At 67.2% G+C, this 16,415-nt stretch carries 21 protein-coding genes and 1 pseudogene; 13 read left to right on the top strand and 9 right to left on the bottom strand.

The window, feature by feature from the left end; all coding sequences use genetic code 11:
* The first annotated feature begins 99 nt into the window (after window positions 1–99).
* The 3 genes from ilvA to IE305_RS24335 all read left to right on the top strand — a co-directional run bounded on the left by ilvA (window position 100) and on the right by IE305_RS24335 (window position 3,374).
* Entirely contained in the window at window positions 100–1,323 is a 1,224-nt protein-coding gene (gene ilvA / locus IE305_RS24345) for a threonine ammonia-lyase (RefSeq protein ID WP_229891464.1), read from the top strand.
* 150 nt (window positions 1,324–1,473) lie between these two features.
* Entirely contained in the window at window positions 1,474–2,508 is a 1,035-nt protein-coding gene (locus IE305_RS24340; RefSeq protein WP_190131855.1) for an ATP-binding cassette domain-containing protein, read from the top strand.
* Window positions 2,505–3,374: an ABC transporter permease gene (locus IE305_RS24335; RefSeq protein WP_190131854.1), complete on the top strand. Its 870-nt coding sequence runs from the start codon at window positions 2,505–2,507 to the stop codon at window positions 3,372–3,374. Before IE305_RS24340 ends, IE305_RS24335 begins: the two co-directional genes overlap by 4 nt.
* Before the next feature lie 92 nt (window positions 3,375–3,466).
* Here the strand turns inward: IE305_RS24335 and greA are convergent, their stop codons facing one another.
* On the bottom strand, window positions 3,467–3,964 hold the full coding sequence (gene greA, locus IE305_RS24330; protein ID WP_190131853.1) for a transcription elongation factor GreA: 498 nt from the start codon (window positions 3,962–3,964) through the stop codon (window positions 3,467–3,469).
* 240 nt (window positions 3,965–4,204) lie between these two features.
* Entirely contained in the window at window positions 4,205–4,621 is a 417-nt protein-coding gene (locus IE305_RS24325) for a DUF4307 domain-containing protein (RefSeq protein WP_190131852.1), read from the bottom strand.
* 114 nt (window positions 4,622–4,735) lie between these two features.
* Between IE305_RS24325 and mca the strand changes: the two genes are divergently transcribed.
* From mca to IE305_RS24295, 6 genes and pseudogenes are all read left to right on the top strand, one after another.
* Window positions 4,736–5,605 (top strand): mycothiol conjugate amidase Mca, encoded by an 870-nt coding sequence (mca, locus tag IE305_RS24320; RefSeq protein WP_190131851.1) that lies wholly within the window; start codon window positions 4,736–4,738, stop codon window positions 5,603–5,605.
* 7 nt (window positions 5,606–5,612) lie between these two features.
* Complete coding sequence (locus IE305_RS24315) at window positions 5,613–5,813, top strand: RAMP4 family protein (RefSeq protein WP_190131911.1); 201 nt, start codon at window positions 5,613–5,615, stop codon at window positions 5,811–5,813.
* Window positions 5,814–5,841: 28 nt separating this feature from the next.
* A pseudogene (locus IE305_RS24310) lies at window positions 5,842–6,000 on the top strand (DUF255 domain-containing protein); the annotation flags it as partial.
* A 57-nt stretch (window positions 6,001–6,057) separates the two neighbouring features.
* On the top strand, window positions 6,058–6,207 hold the full coding sequence (locus IE305_RS24305) for a hypothetical protein (protein ID WP_190131920.1): 150 nt from the start codon (window positions 6,058–6,060) through the stop codon (window positions 6,205–6,207).
* A 173-nt stretch (window positions 6,208–6,380) separates the two neighbouring features.
* Window positions 6,381–7,310, top strand: coding sequence for a hydroxymethylbilane synthase (hemC, locus tag IE305_RS24300; RefSeq protein ID WP_190131910.1), 930 nt, complete (start codon window positions 6,381–6,383; stop codon window positions 7,308–7,310).
* Between the two features lie 94 nt (window positions 7,311–7,404).
* The gene (locus IE305_RS24295) at window positions 7,405–8,094 is read left to right on the top strand and encodes a pentapeptide repeat-containing protein (protein ID WP_190131850.1); all 690 of its coding nucleotides are present in this window, start codon (window positions 7,405–7,407) and stop codon (window positions 8,092–8,094) included.
* 6 nt (window positions 8,095–8,100) lie between these two features.
* On the opposite strand, the gene IE305_RS24290 is transcribed toward IE305_RS24295, so the two are convergent.
* The 7 genes from IE305_RS24290 to IE305_RS24260 all read right to left on the bottom strand — a co-directional run bounded on the left by IE305_RS24290 (window position 8,101) and on the right by IE305_RS24260 (window position 12,154).
* The gene (locus tag IE305_RS24290; protein WP_229891483.1) at window positions 8,101–8,955 is read right to left on the bottom strand and encodes an aKG-HExxH-type peptide beta-hydroxylase; all 855 of its coding nucleotides are present in this window, start codon (window positions 8,953–8,955) and stop codon (window positions 8,101–8,103) included.
* Window positions 8,956–9,069: 114 nt separating this feature from the next.
* The gene (locus IE305_RS24285; protein WP_190131848.1) at window positions 9,070–9,246 is read right to left on the bottom strand and encodes a hypothetical protein; all 177 of its coding nucleotides are present in this window, start codon (window positions 9,244–9,246) and stop codon (window positions 9,070–9,072) included.
* A gap of 474 nt (window positions 9,247–9,720) precedes the next feature.
* On the bottom strand, window positions 9,721–10,398 hold the full coding sequence (locus tag IE305_RS24280) for a class I SAM-dependent methyltransferase (protein ID WP_190131847.1): 678 nt from the start codon (window positions 10,396–10,398) through the stop codon (window positions 9,721–9,723).
* 90 nt (window positions 10,399–10,488) lie between these two features.
* Entirely contained in the window at window positions 10,489–10,989 is a 501-nt protein-coding gene (locus IE305_RS24275) for a hypothetical protein (protein WP_190131846.1), read from the bottom strand.
* 201 nt (window positions 10,990–11,190) lie between these two features.
* Window positions 11,191–11,469 carry a hypothetical protein gene (locus IE305_RS24270; RefSeq protein ID WP_190131845.1) on the bottom strand — a complete coding sequence of 93 codons (279 nt, stop codon included), beginning with the start codon at window positions 11,467–11,469 and terminating at the stop codon, window positions 11,191–11,193.
* Window positions 11,470–11,602: 133 nt separating this feature from the next.
* Entirely contained in the window at window positions 11,603–11,914 is a 312-nt protein-coding gene (locus IE305_RS24265) for a DUF7848 domain-containing protein (protein WP_190131844.1), read from the bottom strand.
* Window positions 11,915–11,917: 3 nt separating this feature from the next.
* Window positions 11,918–12,154 carry a hypothetical protein gene (locus tag IE305_RS24260; RefSeq protein ID WP_229891460.1) on the bottom strand — a complete coding sequence of 79 codons (237 nt, stop codon included), beginning with the start codon at window positions 12,152–12,154 and terminating at the stop codon, window positions 11,918–11,920.
* A gap of 209 nt (window positions 12,155–12,363) precedes the next feature.
* Here IE305_RS24260 and IE305_RS24255 point away from each other — a divergent pair, with 209 nt between their 5' ends.
* The 4 genes from IE305_RS24255 (at window position 12,364) to IE305_RS24240 (ending at window position 16,234) form a co-directional block, all read left to right on the top strand.
* The gene (locus IE305_RS24255) at window positions 12,364–13,707 is read left to right on the top strand and encodes an NsdA family TPR-like regulatory protein (RefSeq protein WP_190131843.1); all 1,344 of its coding nucleotides are present in this window, start codon (window positions 12,364–12,366) and stop codon (window positions 13,705–13,707) included.
* Between the two features lie 38 nt (window positions 13,708–13,745).
* On the top strand, window positions 13,746–14,084 hold the full coding sequence (locus IE305_RS24250) for a histone-like nucleoid-structuring protein Lsr2 (protein ID WP_190131842.1): 339 nt from the start codon (window positions 13,746–13,748) through the stop codon (window positions 14,082–14,084).
* A gap of 1,237 nt (window positions 14,085–15,321) precedes the next feature.
* Window positions 15,322–15,675, top strand: coding sequence for a hypothetical protein (locus tag IE305_RS24245; RefSeq protein ID WP_190131841.1), 354 nt, complete (start codon window positions 15,322–15,324; stop codon window positions 15,673–15,675).
* A gap of 397 nt (window positions 15,676–16,072) precedes the next feature.
* Window positions 16,073–16,234: a hypothetical protein gene (locus IE305_RS24240; protein WP_190131840.1), complete on the top strand. Its 162-nt coding sequence runs from the start codon at window positions 16,073–16,075 to the stop codon at window positions 16,232–16,234.
* Window positions 16,235–16,415: the final 181 nt, after the last annotated feature.

The raw sequence follows: 16,415 nt of genomic DNA, 5'->3' as shown, positions 1-16,415 counted from the left end.
TCCGGAGATCCCGCCGGAGATCCGCCGGAGATCCGCCGCCAGGCCCGCCGCCTTTCCGCCGCCCGCGCGCCCCTCCGGCCGCCGCCGCATACTGACCCCATGGCCGCACGACCGGTCTCGCTCCACGACGTGCTGCGGGCACGGCGGATCCTGGCGGGCGTGGCCCGGACCACCGCCATGGAGAACAGCCGCCACCTCTCCGCGCTGATCGGCGCCCCGGTCCGTCTCAAGTGCGAGAACCTCCAGCGCACCGGCTCGTTCAAGGTGCGCGGCGCCTATGTGCGGATCGTCGGCCTCTCGCCCCGGGAACGGGCGGCGGGCGTCGTCGCGGCCAGCGCCGGCAACCACGCGCAGGGCGTGGCCCTCGCGGCGTCCCTGCTGGGCGTCCGGTCGACGGTCTTCATGCCGGCCGACGCCCCCTTGCCGAAAGTCGCGGCCACGCGCGCGTACGGCGCGGACGTCCGCCCCTACGGGCAGGTGCTGGACGAGGCGCTGGAGGAGGCCCGCACCTATGCGGGGCGGACGGGCGCCGTCTTCATCCACCCCTTCGACCACCCCGACGTGGTCGCGGGACAGGGCACGGTCGGGCTGGAAATCCTGGAACAGTGCCCCGAAGTGGGCACGATCGTCGTCGCCATGGGCGGCGGCGGGCTGGCGGCCGGCATCGCCACCGCGGTCAAGGCGCTGCGCCCGGACGTACGGATCGTGGGCGTGCAGGCGGCGGGCGCGGCCTCCTGGCCGGCGTCGCTGGCGGCCGGGCACCCCGTGGCCGTGGAGGCGCCGCGCACCATGGCCAACGGCATCATGGTCGGCCGGCCCGGCGACGTGCCGTTCGCCATCGTCAGCAAGCTCGTCGACGAGGTGCGCACGGTCTCCGAGGACGACCTGGCCGGGGCCCTGCTGCTGTGCCTGGAGCGGGCCAAGCTGCTGGTCGAGCCGGCGGGTGCGAGCCCGGTGGCGGCGCTGACGGCGGCGCCGGAGGCGTTCCGGGGGCCGCTGGTGGCGGTGCTGTCGGGCGGCAACGTCGACCCGTTGCTGTTGCAGCGCGTGCTGCGGCACGGGATGGCGGCGGCGGGCCGGTACCTGTCGCTGCGGCTCCGGCTGGCGGACCGGCCGGGCGCGCTGGCCGGGCTGCTGGAGGTGGTGACGGCGCTGAACGCCAATGTCCTGGACGTCGGCCACGTACGGACCGACCCGCGGCTGGGCGTGGGGGAGGCGGAGGTGGAACTGCACCTGGAGACGGCGGGCCCGGACCACTGCGGGCAGGTGCGGGAGGCGCTGCGGGCGGCGGGCTTTGCGGAGCTTTCGGGTCCGCCGGCGTGAATTCCCCTCGTGCTTCCTTCCGACTGCGGAAGCCTTTTTGTGATCACAGGTGTACGAATTCGATAATTCCTGAGCGGATTTATTCACAGCGCGCGGAAGCCCCGCGCCCCGTAAACTCGCAAGCACCTCACCCGAGCACGGGAGAATCCCATGCCAGGCGCGATCCACGCCGAAGGTCTGGTGAAGACCTTCGGCGACGTCAAGGCCCTGGACGGCGTCGACCTCGACGTCCCGGAGGGCACGGTCCTGGGCCTGCTCGGGCCCAACGGGGCCGGCAAGACCACCGCCGTACGGGTGCTCACCACCCTGCTGCGGCCCGACCGCGGCCGGGCCACGGTGGCCGGCATCGACGTCCTCAAGCGGCCCCAGGAGGTGCGGCACGCCATCGGCCTGTCCGGCCAGTTCGCCGCCGTCGACGAGTACCTGACGGGCCGTGAGAACCTGACCATGGTCGGCCGCCTCTACCAGATGAGCGCCCGCCAGGCGAAGGCGCGCGCCACCGAGCTGCTGGAGCGGTTCCACCTCACCGACGCCGCCGACCGCACCGCCAAGACGTACTCCGGCGGCATGCGCCGCCGCCTCGACCTCGCCGCCGCGCTGGTCGTCAGCCCGCCGGTGATGTTCATGGACGAGCCCACCACCGGCCTCGACCCGCGCAACCGCCAGCAGTTGTGGGAGGTCATCCAGGAACTGGTCGCCGGCGGCACGACGTTGCTGCTCACCACCCAGTACCTGGAGGAGGCCGACCACCTCGCGCACGACATCTGCGTCATCGACCACGGCCGCGTCATCGCCCGCGGCACCTCCGACGAGCTCAAGGCCCGCACCGGCGGCGAGCGCGTGGAGCTCGTGGTCCGCGACCGGCAGCACCTGCCGACCGCCCTGGAGGTGCTGCGCGGCTTCGGCGGCGACGGCGCCACCGTCGAGCAGCACACCCGCAAGGTGACCGCGCCCGTCACCGGCGGCGCCCGGCTGCTCGCCGAGGTGATCAGGGAACTCGACGCCCGCGCCGTCGAGATCGACGACATCGGCCTGCGCCGGCCCACCCTCGACGACGTCTTCCTCTCCCTCACCGGGCACGTCGCCGAGGAGCCCGGCCCCGAGGAGGAACAGGCGGGGGAACAGGCGGGGGAACAGGCGGACGACCGGAAGCCCGCACCCGTACGGAAGGGAGCCGCCCGATGACCGCGACCACGGAGGCCGCCGGGCCCCGCGCGCCCCGCCCGGTGCCGCAGGCCCGCGGCGGCGCCGTCGTGCAGTCCGTGCGCGACTCGCTCGTCGTGGCCCGGCGCAACCTCATCCGCATGGCCCGCATCCCCGAGGTGGTCATCTTCGGGCTGATACAGCCGATCATGTTCGTGGTGCTGTTCAGCTACGTCTTCGGCGGCTCCATCGCCGTGGGCGGCAGCACCGACCCGGACACCTACCGGGAGTTCCTCATGGCCGGCATCTTCGCGCAGACCGTCACGTTCGCCACGGCCGGTGCCGGCGCGGGCATAGCCGACGACATGCACAAGGGGCTCATCGACCGGTTCCGCTCCCTGCCCATGGCGCGCGGGGCGGTGCTCACCGGGCGCACCCTCGCCGACCTGGTGCAGACCGCGCTGACCCTGGTCGTCCTGGCCGTCGTCGCCGTGATCGTCGGCTGGCGCATCCACGACGGCGTGCTCAAGGCGCTCGCCGGGTTCGCCCTGCTGCTCCTGCTCGGCTACGCCTTCTCGTGGATCGGCGCGCTCATCGGGCTGTCCGTGCGCACCCCCGAGGCGGCCACCTCCGGCGGGCTGATCTGGCTGTTCCCGCTGACCTTCATCTCCAACGCCTTCGTGCCCTCCGACAACATGCCCGCCGTGCTGCGGCACATCGCCGAGTGGAACCCCTTCAGCGCCACCGTGCAGGCGTCCCGCGTGCTCTTCGGCAACCTGCCGGAGGGCTACCCGGTGCCGGGGGCCTGGCCCATGCAGCACCCCGTCCTGGCGTCGCTGCTCTGGTCCGTGGTGATCATCGCGTTCTTCCGGGCGCTGGCCGTGCGGAAGTACCGCTCGGCGGCGTGACGCGGGACGGGAAGCGGCACGGGAAGGGCCCCGTACGTCGTCCTACGACGACGTACGGGGCCCTCGGCCGCAGCGGTCAGTCCTGGTAGGGCTCAGCCCTGGTACGGCGTGGCGGCGAGGATGCGGACCATCGCCTTCTTGCCGTTCGGCAGCTCGTACTGGGCGTCCTCGCCGATCTTCTTGCCGTTGACGCCCGAGCCCAGCGGGGACTGCGGGGAGAACGTCTCGATGTCGGAGCTGGCGTACTCGCGGGAGGCCAGGAGGAAGTCGAGCGTGTCGTCCTCGTCGCCGTCGAAGGCGACCGTGACGACCATGCCCGGGGCGACGACGCCGTCGGTGGCGGGCGCCTCGCCGACCTTCGCGGACTCGAGCAGCTGCGTCAGCTGGCGCACGCGAAGCTCCTGCTTGCCCTGCTCCTCCTTGGCGGCGTGGTAACCGCCGTTCTCTCGCAGGTCACCTTCCTCGCGGGCCGCCGCGATCTTTGCCGCGATCTCGGTGCGAGCGGGACCAGACAGGTACTCCAGCTCGGCCTTGAGCTGGTCGTACGCCTCCTGAGTCAGCCAGGTGACGTTGTCGCTGGTCTGGGTCACAGGTGCTCCTCGTCGGTACTGGGAAAACTGGGGGATTACAAATGAACGCCCTACTGAGAAGGGTGCACCTTCCAAGCGGGGCGAAACCACGAGCCTAACAATTACGTCCGGAAAGGGGGAAGAAGTAAAGGGTCCCTACCGCGCAGGCGTCACGTCAAGGCTGGTCAGCGCGGTGCGCCGACACCGGCCGGCGATCCGCGGGGCAATTGCCTGCCGCCCGGCCGGCCCGACCGCCCCGGATCAGTCCCCGGACCCCGGCACCGTACGGCAGCCCTTCAGCTCCGTGGCCACGGGCCGGCTCGTCGTGCGGACCGTCACCAGAGTGGTGAAGTGCGCCTCGCGGCGGTCCAGCGTGACGTCCTTCCGGCCGACCTCGCCGCCGTCCTCGCCCAGGGAGCGGACCGTGCACACGGCGGTGGCGTCCTTCTCCTTGCGGATCTCCAGGACCGCCTGCGCCTCGCTGTCGGAGACCGGCCGGGAGCGCAGCAGCTGCGCGCTGACGTCCTCCTGGGTGATGTAGTGCACACCCGCCCAGGCGACGAACCCCAGCAGGGCGGTGCCCAGCACCGCGCCGACGATCTTCAGGGTGCGGTCGGCGCGCGCGTCCGCCGGACGGCCGTACCGCCCGCTCGCCGGCGCCTCGGGCTCCGCAGCCATGATCGTCTCCTCCTGGGCCCCGCTCTGTCCCGATGGGGGAACTCGGAATGATTCCGCCCCCGCTTCGGTCACTATAGGAGGCGCCGAACGTGACCAGTGACTGAGGATCGAGCCTTGAGCGAGCAGCTGCGAATGATGGCCGTGCATGCCCACCCCGACGACGAGTCGAGCAAGGGCGCGGCCACGATGGCCAAGTATGTGTCCGAGGGGGTGGACGTGCTGGTCGTCACGTGCACGGGGGGTGAGCGCGGCTCCATCCTGAACCCCAAGCTCCAGGGCGACCCCTACATCGAGGCGAACATCCACGAGGTGCGGGCCAAGGAGATGGACGAGGCCCGCGACATCCTGGGCGTGAAGCAGGAGTGGCTCGGGTTCGTCGACTCCGGCCTGCCGGAGGGCGACCCGCTGCCGCCGCTGCCCGAGGGGTGCTTCGCCCTGGAGGACGTGGACGAGGCGGCGGGCCGGCTGGTGAAGCTGATCCGCGAGTTCCGGCCGCACGTGATCACCACGTACGACGAGAACGGCGGCTACCCGCACCCCGACCACATCATGACCCACAAGATCAGCATGGTGGCCTTCGAGGCCGCCGGGGACCCGGAGCGCTACCCCGAGGCCGGCGAGCCCTGGCAGCCGCTGAAGCTCTACTACAACCAGGGCTTCAACCGTCCGCGCACCCAGGCGCTGCACGACGCGCTGCTGGAGCGGGGCATGGAGTCGCCCTACGGCGAGTGGCTGGAGCGCTGGCACACCATGGGCCGGGAGCGCACGCTGACGACCTTCGTGCCCTGCGGCGACTTCTTCGAGATCCGTGACAAGGCGCTGATCGCGCACGCCACGCAGATCGACCCGGACGGCGGCTGGTTCCGGGTGCCGCTGGACCTCCAGCGCGAGGTGTGGCCGACCGAGGAGTACGAGCTCGCGAAGTCACTCGTGGAGACGTCCCTCCCCGAGAACGACCTCTTCGCCGGTATCCGCAACAATTGACCCCATGATGAGCGCCCTCCTTCCGCTGGCCGCGGACCTCGATCAGAACAAGGTCACCCCGGGTGTGCTCGGGTTCATCGTCTTCGCCGTGATCGGCGGGGCCGTCTGGCTCCTGATGAAGTCGATGAACCGGCACATGAAGCGGGTGAACTTCGAGGAGGCCCCCGAGCCGGCACCTTCCACGGAGAGCGGCAAGCCGACGGCGTAGGGGGCGCGTCGTGCGCGAGGATGGGCGCATGCCCAACCGCCTCGCGCACGAGACGTCCCCCTACCTCCTCCAGCACGCCGACAACCCCGTCGACTGGTGGCCCTGGTCGCCCGAGGCGTTCGCCGAGGCGCGCCGCCGTGACGTGCCCGTCCTGCTGAGCGTCGGCTACTCGTCGTGTCACTGGTGCCAGTAGCTGAACACAACCCGGTAGTCCCTACCTGGGTTGATGCCAAGGAGTAACCACGTGATCACGCAGCAGGACGCTTTCGACGCCGAGATCGACGCCTGGGTCGCAGACCAGCTCGCCGCCTCGCCGGACTGGACCCCCGAGCACTACGCCCGGGTCTGGGCCTACCTTGAGCCCTCCGAAACGCAGCTCGGCGAAGCCGCCTGACGAGCCGCACAGACCGCCCCCGACCATTGGTCGGGGGCGCTGTCGCATCCAGTAGAAGCTGATCGATTCATTCACTACGGCTCGCTGCGGCATGCCGACCCTGTGTCTGCATGTGCACGCTCTGTCAGCTCCTAGCCTGGTAGCTACCTGCCAGCCTCGGAGGTTTGGTCACCGTGGTTCAGTACTTCGTCGGCTCGCGCGCCAGCAACCTCGCCAAGGCGCAGGTACGCGAGTACCTGCGCCCGCTGCGCGAGCGATTCCCAAGCATCACCTTCACCCACCGTGTGATCTTGGAAGGGGGCGACAGGGACCGGGAATCGCCCCTGGCGAACGTGTCAGCCGTCAGTGGGGGGTCAGCCTTCAGCACCGAGCAGGAAGCTGCGCTGGCCCGCGGCGACGTCGACGTGGTCGTGCACTCGCTGAAGGACCTCCCCACAGCCAGCCCGCCGGGCCTCGCGCTGCTGCCCCCGCCGGAGCGCGAAGATCCGAGTGACGCCCTGTGTGGCTCTACGCTCGTCGGCCTACGCAGGGGAGCGAGGGTTGGAACCGGCGCCCCTCGGCGGATCGCTCAGCTCCTGGCGGTGCGCCCTGATCTTGAAATCGTTCCGATCCGAGGGAACGTCCCTCCGCGCCTCAAGAAGATCGAAGCCATGGGGCTGGACGCGGTTGTCCTCGCGGTGGCCGGCCTGCGCCGACTTGGCCTTGACGACGCGATCGGAGAAGTGCTTCCGCTCGACCTGTTCCCGCCCAGCCCTGGCCAAGGGGCACTCGGCATTCAGATCCGTGAGGACAACGCGGCCATCCGAGACGTCCTCTCCACAGTCGGCGACGTGACCGTTGACGCCCAGGTGCGGGCGGAGCGAGCACTGCTCGCCGAGTTGCATGGAGGGTGCAGCGTGCCAGTGGGTGCGTACGCCGAGCCCCTCCCGGATGGGGATCTCAGGCTGCTGGGTCAGGTGACTTCGTTGGACGGGCAGCAGAGCGTCTCGGCGATACTGTCTGGCCCGTCCGTCGAGCCGGAAAAGCTCGGCGGCGCCTTGGCCGCAACCCTCATCGACCAGGGGGCGCGGTCGATCCTCGATGCGGTGAGGGCGGCCCCGTAGAGGTCACCTTTTCGAGGCTTCACAACTGCCCAACTAGGGTGGCTATTTGCCCTAGACTCGGGGCCTCACCGGAACTCCGAGAATGGATGCCCGCATGGCACAGATTGCTCGGCAAGGCGTCACTCCCCGACGCATCAAGAATCCGACCGAGCCTCGGCTGCCGCTTTCCCTGCGGCCGGCCGAGATGCCGAGAGACGCCCTCGAAGATGACGCCATCATCCGAGGCGTCGTGTACGACGCTGAGCACTTTGTGGGTATCTCTGCCGAAGCCGTTGAAGCCGAGGGGTGCAGGTTCGAGAATGCCCGCTTTACGGGGAGTCGGCTGCTCCGAAGCCAGTTCAGCGACTCCGTGTTCAGCACATGCGACTTCGCCGAACTGGGCGCCCAGGACGTGTCCCTGATTCGGTGCGCGGTCACGGGGAGCCGGTTCACGGGCTCGTCGTGGAAGTCTGGCACCTTCCGGGACGTGCGCGTCGAGAACTGCGTCATCGCACCCGGCCTCTTCCGGCACATGAAGCTGTACGCCGTGGTGTTCAGCGACTGCAAGATGGCCGGAGCTGACTTCCAGAGTGCCGAGATGCACAACGTGAAGTTCGAGAACTGTGACCTGACCGGCGGCCAGTTCGCCAACGCCAAAAACCTGGGGGTCGTGCGCTTTGAGGGCTGCACGCTCCTTGACGTGTTCGGGACGGCGAGCCTGAAGGGCGCCGTCGTGCAAGGCCCGGGGGCGATGGAGCTGGCCCTGAGCCTTGCACGAGAAGCTGGGCTCGTGTTCGAGCCGTAGGCCCCGCTAGGCGGCGACGGCCGGCCGGTAGCCCGCGTACTCCGGGCTGGAGATCGAGCGGGCCACGTGGCCGAAGTCGATGGTCTCGCCGAAGCCGCACAGCTCGTCGAGAAGCATCTGCCCGTACTCCGTGAAGTACGGGCGCTGCTTCTTCAGGTCCTCGCAGGCGTCCGCCAGCGACTTCGTGTAGAGGTCCACGAGCGTCGTCTTGCCCTGGTGGTGCTCCATGAACATGAGCGGAACCGTCACGACTGCGGCGTGGAACGCCTTGTCGAGGGGGCGCTTCTGGCCGATCTTCACGGCAGACAGGGCGCGGCGGTCGTCGGCCTCCAGCTCGGTGGACGGCAGCGTGAAGGTGCCGTACACCTTGTCGGCCACGAAGAGGTTCAGGTGCATCCCCTCGTGGACGAGGCACATGGCGTAGTCAAGGGTCTCCCACCCCTCGCCCGGACTCATCACCACGACTCCGGGGATATGGGACGCAGAGCCGCCGCCATCCGCCCCGCTGTTGAGGATGACGAGGTCGGTGACCATCAGGTCCACCATGCGGCGCAGGTCCGGGTGGATGGACTGGATGAGGGCCAAGGCCTCGGCGACCTTGGCGTCCCACGCCTCGCGGGTGGGGCCGTCCGTGGGGCCGGCGCCCTTGAAGATGTGCTCGAAGATGCCGTTGTCGGTGCAGAACTTTGCCCAGGTGCCGTCCTCGTACGTGATGTCGATGCCTTCGCCCTTCACGGGCATGGGACGGACCTTGGAGATGGCCGTACGGTAGGCCGTGTCCAGCCGTTCGACGTCCGGGTATTCCCCCGTGACGGCGTGGACCAGCCGGGCCGTGTTCTCGTAGGTGTGGCCGATGTTCATGAAGTGCACGTGGAGCCCTCCTTCTTTGCGGCCTTAAAGACGTGTGCCCGGGGCGGATAGCGACCGCCCCGGGCACACTGCTGGGTCAGCGCGTCAGCGCTTCAGAGCGGTCGGTCAGGAGGTCCAGCCGCCCATCATGCAGTTGTTCGCGTCCTGCTGAGACCGGTCGACGGACTTCTTCACACCGGCGACCACGGTCGGCGAGTCCTCCTTGACGGCCGCCACGAGGTCGGCCAGTACGGTGCGGGGCATCGCCGCGGTCTCGGCCGTGTCGATCTGCGTCGGGCTCATCCCGTTCACCTTTCTCGGTTTCCCAGGAAGCCAGATGTCCCGCTGCAATGACCGCCAATACCAGCGGATTTGACGACGCTAGCTGCGGGGCGAACTTCCGAGAAGGAACCTACAGCGATGCGTCCAGACGAGAAAGGGGGGATTTCATGGTCATGCAAAATGGACTATGCCAGGAATCTGTATTTGAAAAATGGCACGAGAACGGCCCGGCCCGTTTTTCGAAACGACGAAAAACTGAGGTCGGGTGCCTTTATGTCGGCCGCTGGAGGGAGAGGCAGCCGAAGGCGCTATTGAGCGGCGATAGTTGAATGGCGGCGAATCAGTCGCGTCCCCCTCCCATGCAAGAAGACGAGCAGCCCGCCCCGGCCGGTACTCGCGCCGTGGGGGACGACAATGAGTAAGAACCGCGGCCGAGGCGGGCGATCAGAGAGGCACCGTCATCGGCTGGACTGCTGGCCGGTGCAATTCATTCATTCACGAGGGCATGCACGCTCGACCGATCAAGGTCCCGATGTGGCCCGGGGTGGGGGCATCGAGCACCTGCACGTCCACGTCCACGAAGCCAGCGTCCGACAAGTACGACGCCCAGCCGCCCGGCTCGTAGCTGTAGCGGTAGGTGTACATGGCCGGCCCGGCGAACCCGCCCTTGTACATGCCCTGCGGGCCGTAGGCGCCGGGAATCGCCGGTGGCTGCGCGAAGGCGAACACTCCGCCCGGGTTGAGGCGGCCGGCCACAAGGGGGAACAGCCGCTCGGGGGCGGTGAACCATGCGGCGCCGAAGATGGAGTAGACCGCGTCGTACGTGGTCGCTGAAGAGGCCAGATAGTCCAGGACTTCGGCGCATACGAACTCGACGCCCAAAGGCCCCCACCGCTCGGTCACCTGCTGCACCATGACGGGCGACAGATCGATACCCGTCGCCTTGACGCCCCGTTCCGCAAGGTAGGCGAGAGCCCTACCGGTCCCGCAGCCGATTTCCAGCACGCTCTGCGGGGTGCCCAGCAGCTCGGGGCCGGGGGCTTGCGGGTGATCGCGGTACTGGGTCCAGCGGAATACCGGTTCGGAATCCTCCACTTGTTCCTTGACGGACGTCGACTCGGCGTAGGCGTTCCAGTGCTCACGCTCGTGGTCGTAGTTGTGGGGTGCGGTCACGTGATCGGGTTCCTCAAGCGCTCGGAGACGGGCAGCGGTGGGGCTCCGCCGTGGCGTGTGCGGAGCCCCACCTCGAACAGCCGGGCGGATCTAGTGGCTGTCGGGGACCTTGCTGTCGCACGGCGAGCACTCGGACCCGTCCCGGTTCCACAGCTCATCGTCCGGCATGAAGCCGATCGAGCGCAGGAAGTCCGCGGTACGGAGGACGGTGCCGTCGTTGCGGCGCTGGATGAACGGCGCGTGGTGCTTGTACGCGCCGCCGTTGTATGCCTCGCAGAAGGCGAAGTACACGGGAGTGTCCAGGATGATCTGGTGCACGCCGATGTCCACGACCTTGCCGACGCCCAGGTGCACTTCCGGGTGCTCCATGGAGGCGACCAGGTACATCACGGCGTTGCCGAGTATCCGCTCCGCCAGGTCCTTCACCATCACCTCGTCGCGAAGCAGCAACGCCACCTCGCGGTCCCAGATGGTCATGCCGGAGTCGAGAACGTTGATGGTCAGGTGCTGGATGTGGGGCTGCACGGCGTTCAGCAGCTCCCGGGCGTCTCGCGTGCGAGTGGCCGCGGGCCCTTCAAGTACGGCTGTCACTGGCGTTCCTCTCGGTTCTTGTCGAGTGGTGCCTTGTGGTGCCTTGCTGACCCGCCCCGGTCGCTCGACCTGTCCTCTCAGGGGGCACGACCGGGGCGGGCGTCTGGTACCGCTCCGGCCACGGGAAGGGGGATTCCGAGCCCTACATCCGGCGAGGGGGCCGGATGTCTTCCTGTGGCTGTGCGTGACCGGAGCGGGGTCTTAGGCGGCCTGGTAGGCCGGTATCGGTGGGTCGTACCGCCACTGGTCGAGAAAGGCGACCTGAGTGGTACGCGCGGACAGCCAGTAGTAGGCGGTCTCGTCGTAGGTCACGAAGGTGAACAGTTCGTCGCGCACGAGGAGGGACAGCGCCTCCTCCTGCCGCGGCCAGCTCCGTCGCCACTGGCGAAGTTCCGCTGCGGGGTCGGGCTTGCCGAGGGCGGCCGGCACCTCGCGCAAAGGCGCGTTGCACAACCACCAGGTGCCCGGGTCAGGGTCCAAGGCGTTGGCGATTCGCGCTGCCTGCTCCCGCAGCCACCTGACGGCTAAGCGGGCGTTCCTGGCGTGGTACGAGCCGAGGAGAATCGCACGAGAGTGGTCCCCGGAGGTCGCTGAGACCTCGCACCAGAAGCCGTCACCCTGCATCGTCGACACCCCCAACGACTTCAAGCTGAGGCTTCCGGAAGCGGGCGGTGCGGTCGGCCGCCAGGCTCCCTTCCGGCGGCTCGGTGAGGAGGTAATCGGTGGCCATACGGATGAACCGGGTGTGGCCGGTCGCCTCGGTGTGCGCGCACATCCACTTGTCCACGGCCTCCGGACTTTCGAGCGCCTTGGACTCCGCTCCGCAGTCCTCGCTCTCGCCGGAGACGCACTCAGCTTCCCAGGAGGCCCGAGCCAGCGGGTCGGGCTTGATCGTCCACGTGGCGAATCGGAATACGCGACCCACAGTTCAAGCCCTCCCGCACGCTTGCCGCTGTCTGTTGGCAGCGGCGACCCGTGCACTCAGCAGTTCGGCCTGAGTGATCTCGCGAAGATCCGCCGGGCGGGCGGCCCACTCCTGGCCGCCCCCGACCGGGCGCAGCCAGTACTGCCCTGCCATGAGGTCCATGACTATGCCGACCAGGCCCGTCTTGGCGTCCCGCACGTAGTCACCCCGTGACGGCTGGATCGATGCCTTAGCGCTCACGGTGACCTCCTCCTTGCTCAGGTGGCGGATGCCGGCGACGGGCGACCCGCCCCTGTAGAACGGGGCCGCGAACCGACACAGCAAGAGGGTTGCGGCGAACTACGCTGTCACGGAAGGTTTCTAGGGGGTTTCTCTTCGTACTGACCGGTCGTTGGGCCTGAGTACGCGAGTAGGCTCTCGAACACCTGTCAGGGGACCGGAGGACAGCCGTGCTTGACATCCCGTTGACGCACCCACTCACCTACCTCCTTGAGCTTCGCGGCTGGGGCAAGGCTGAGTTCGCAGACCTGATGCAGACCCATGGGCAAATGCTCGGCGTTCCGCTGGCCACGAATCGCACAACAGTGTGGAAGTGGGAACAGGGGCAGAGGCCGGACGACGATGCACAGTACGTCCTAGCTGACCTGCTCGGGGTGCCCCAGGAACTCGCGCGGCCGGAGCTGTGGCCGACCTGGTTGCCAGTCTGGGAGGTGGCCGGCCTACGACGTCCGTGGACGCTGGCCGGTACCGTTGATGCACTGGATGATCTGGTCAGGAGTGCACACATGGATCGCAGGGGATTTCTCACGATCACGGGTGCCACGCTCTCCGCGCTTGCAGCGAGCTGGGCCACCGCCCCATCGGCCTTCGCCGCAGCAGCGGACGGGGATCGCGTCACCGACGAAATGGTCTCGACTCTCGAACAGCGCGTCACCACGTTGCGGAGCCTGGACGCCCAGATGGGCGGTGCGCGCCTTCTCGACCAAGCGCGCAGCGACCTCGCCCTCATCACGACCATGATCAAGCAGGCGCGCTATACCGACGCCGTCGGAGAGCGACTGCACTCACTCGCCGCCCAGGTCTCCTACCTGACCGGCTGGATGGCCTACGACTCGGGCCTTCACTCCCAAGGCCAGCAGTACTACGTGGCTGCACTCCGAGCCGCGCGGACGGCAGGGGACAACGACCTCGGCGCCTTCGTCCTCGCCGAGATGGGCGTGCATGCTTCGGACGGCGGCTACAACAAGGAACGGGCGCAGCTCCTCAACACCGCCATCGACAGCAGTGGAACAGCCATCCCCACGCACAGCAGGGCGTACCTCCACCTGCACCTGGCCGCTGCACTGGCGCAACAGGGAGAGCACCGCCAGGCAGCATCCGCTCTTCACCGCTCCACGCAGCTCTGGGACCGCTCCAGCGGGGAACTCCCTGAGTGGCTGGCGTGGTTCGAGGAGTCGCAGATCAACTCCACCCGGGGAAAGATCATGCTTTGGGCCGGCCACGCGGACCAGGCCGCGGACTTCCTCGTCGCCTCGGTCGACGCCTCGGTTCCCCGTGACCGGGCAGTGCGGGCCGGGCGGTTGGCCGAGGCGTACCTGGAGGGCAAGAACTTGGACGGGGCCCTCGCTGCGGCCAACGAGGGGGCCGAACTGCTCGAACAGCGGGTGGCCTCCGGGCGGGCACTGGAGCGTCTGACTGAGTTTTCCGGCAAGCTCGGGAAGTTTAAGGGTGAGCCGGCCGTGCGTGAGTTCCGAGAGCGCGTAAAGGCCCTGCCGTCACCTGTCGCGGCATAGCCACAATCGATTGTCTGGGATGGCATACCATTCCTGGCATGGCACAGAAGACCGTCGTTATCTATACGGACGACCTCACGGGCGAAGAGTCCTCGGAGGCCGCCACCCACACGTTTGCGCTTGACGGCGTGAATTACGAAATCGACCTCGGGCCGGACAGCTACGACAAGCTGCTGGAGGCCATCGCCCCCTTCACTAAGGCTGGACGCAAGGTGCGGGGGGCTCGGAAGGCCGGCGCCCGCGTCGGCACGGCAGCCAGCAGTGGCGGAGACACTGCGAAAATTCGAGCCTGGGCCAAGGCGAACGGCTATGAGGTGAATGACCGCGGCCGAGTGCCGGCGGAAATTAAGGAAGCCTACTCGAAGGCTCAAGCCTGAGCTTCAACAGCTTCTCCTTCACCTCACTCACTGGGCCCCCTCCCTCGCGGAGGGGGCCCTTGGGCATTTAGAGGGCTGGATATAGAGAACCCGGCACAAATAACGTAGTTGTTATCCGGGCTGAAGTGTCATGCCTCAACGATGAAGAGTGGCCCAACTCACGCAATTCATTCATTCACCGGCTGTGCGCGGCCTTGCGCGACGTTCCGGAACCCCAGAAACGCCCTGTACGGCCCCCTGGCCGGCCCCTAAGCCAGACGATGCCCACAAGTGAGGCAGGGTAGCCTCCGGGCCGGCAGGCCAGCGCCGAAAGGCTCATACCCGTACACGATTTAAGGAAGGCACCCCCGGTGGGTCCTCATTGAGTGAATGAACGCATTACCCCCGTCATATGTGGCGGAGATCACGCAAATGATTCATTCACGCTGGCCACCCGGGGAGGCCCACTCGGCAGGGGGAGCAGACATCTCTTCGGTAGCAGTGAGTGAATTATTTCCCGTTCGTGATCACGCACGGTAGAGCCTGCGGCATTTTCTCGTGATCACCATCACTCCCACACCTGTTGACTTCACCGCCACTGCTATGCAACGCGCGTCTTCCTATGAAACTTGAGGGCGTCTGCATCGAGGACCGCTAAAACTCAAAAGTTGATGTGCGAGGTGAATTCGCGTAATGTCTTCCATGTCGAAAGGCGCCGCCCCAAAGGGTCGCCCCGAGTACCACCCGCTGAGCGGGGATGTGGAAAGGGAGATCAGGCGAAAGGTGATCAGGCGCCACGACAGGAACGGCCCATAGTGGCTGAACCCAAAACCACACGCACTAGTGATGAGTGCCTATGTGAGTCCGTCTCAGGGCGATAGGCAGACCAGCTAGGAACAGACCATAGGTCTCGCCCTCCCAAACCAGGGAGGGAGGCACCCACGAAGGCCCGAAGCAATACCCACACCTAACGGTGTCAGGCGCTAGACGGAGTACCGGGAGTGGAGAGAGAACCGAGAGCGGGAAATGACCGGCCCGTAATGGATAGGTCATGCAGTACAGGACGACACGGCGTGTCAGGTGCCCAGCATCAAAGCCTAGAGCGACGATGCACGGGGTTTCCCTGAGCGCCTGAGTCCGGAGTCCTAGCCCCTCTATGGGTGGGCTGTCAGTTCGAGCCTGACCTAGGACGCGACGGCGCCGAGAGAGCGCCGCCCTTACCTAAAAAGTTGATGTGCGATGTGATGGAGGTATGCCCGTGGACACCATGACCCTGGCTGAGCAGTGCCGCGCGATCGTCAATGACGGCGGCCTGACCTTTTCCCCGACTCTCCCGGCCCCTGTTGATGGCTTCATGGTCAGCATTGCCGGAAGTGAGCGCACCATCCCCGTCGAATCATTCGGCCCCGAGGTGCTGGCCCACTATGTGGCCGACTACGCATCCCGCGTGACTGATCAGGGGCTCTTCTTTGGCGCTTGGGTTGATTGCGGCCTGGTCTACCTCGACCTTTCCATGAACGTAACGGACCGTGCCGAAGCTGAGGCCATGGGGCGTCTGGAATCTCAGCTTGCAATATTCGATGTGGTAAATGGAGAGGTTATTTCCCTGTGAAGATCCGAACGTTTCTCATGGCCCTTGCTCTGGCTGTTTCCGCTGCCGTAGCAGGCTACGCGGTGGGTGAATCGCGTAAAGGTGCAGCCGTAGAACACGCCACCGTGACGGCCTATAACGACGGCTTCACAGACGCTCTGTGCAAGCCTGCGCCCTGGAATCCCCGAAGAGATGGCGGGGGCGATATTCAAGACGGGGCCGGAAACGTGTGCGGGGAATACGAAGCTACCGACTGAACGGCTCTAGTCGGGCCTGACGTGCAGTGAACGCATGGCGGGCCCGGCTATGGCTGGTCATTCTGGCCAGATCGGGAAAAGAAAGGAATCCAATGCCCGAGTTCTCTCGCACCCTCGTGATATCCCGCAGTGTCCGCACCTTGTGTCAGTGCGGGGAAGGGGTGGAGATCGAATGCACGCCGGATGACTCCATTGCCTTCGCGCTTGGCCTGACGGACAAGCCGACTGAATCCATTGCGCGGACCGCGCTTGCAGTCTGGGAGGCGACGCATGAATGCCCGCCGACGGTTGATGGCCTCATTGCCGCAATGGGCCTGAACTGAGGGGCCGTCGAATGTACGTCGCACACATCGGCCCGGCATGGCACAAGCGATTCGGAACCTATCGGCAAGCGGTTGACTATGCCGCTAGCTACGGCCTGCCTTCCGTATTCGTGGAACTCAACCTCTGGAAGCACAAGTACACCCGCTGAGATCTGACGCGCTTTGATCGGCCCCCGCCCCG

It is taken from the genome of Streptomyces mashuensis, from assembly GCF_014654785.1.
GTDB lineage: Bacteria > Actinomycetota > Actinomycetes > Streptomycetales > Streptomycetaceae > Streptomyces > Streptomyces mashuensis.
Note: the sequence above shows the minus strand (reverse complement) of the source record. Positions and strands in the feature narration are given on the sequence as shown.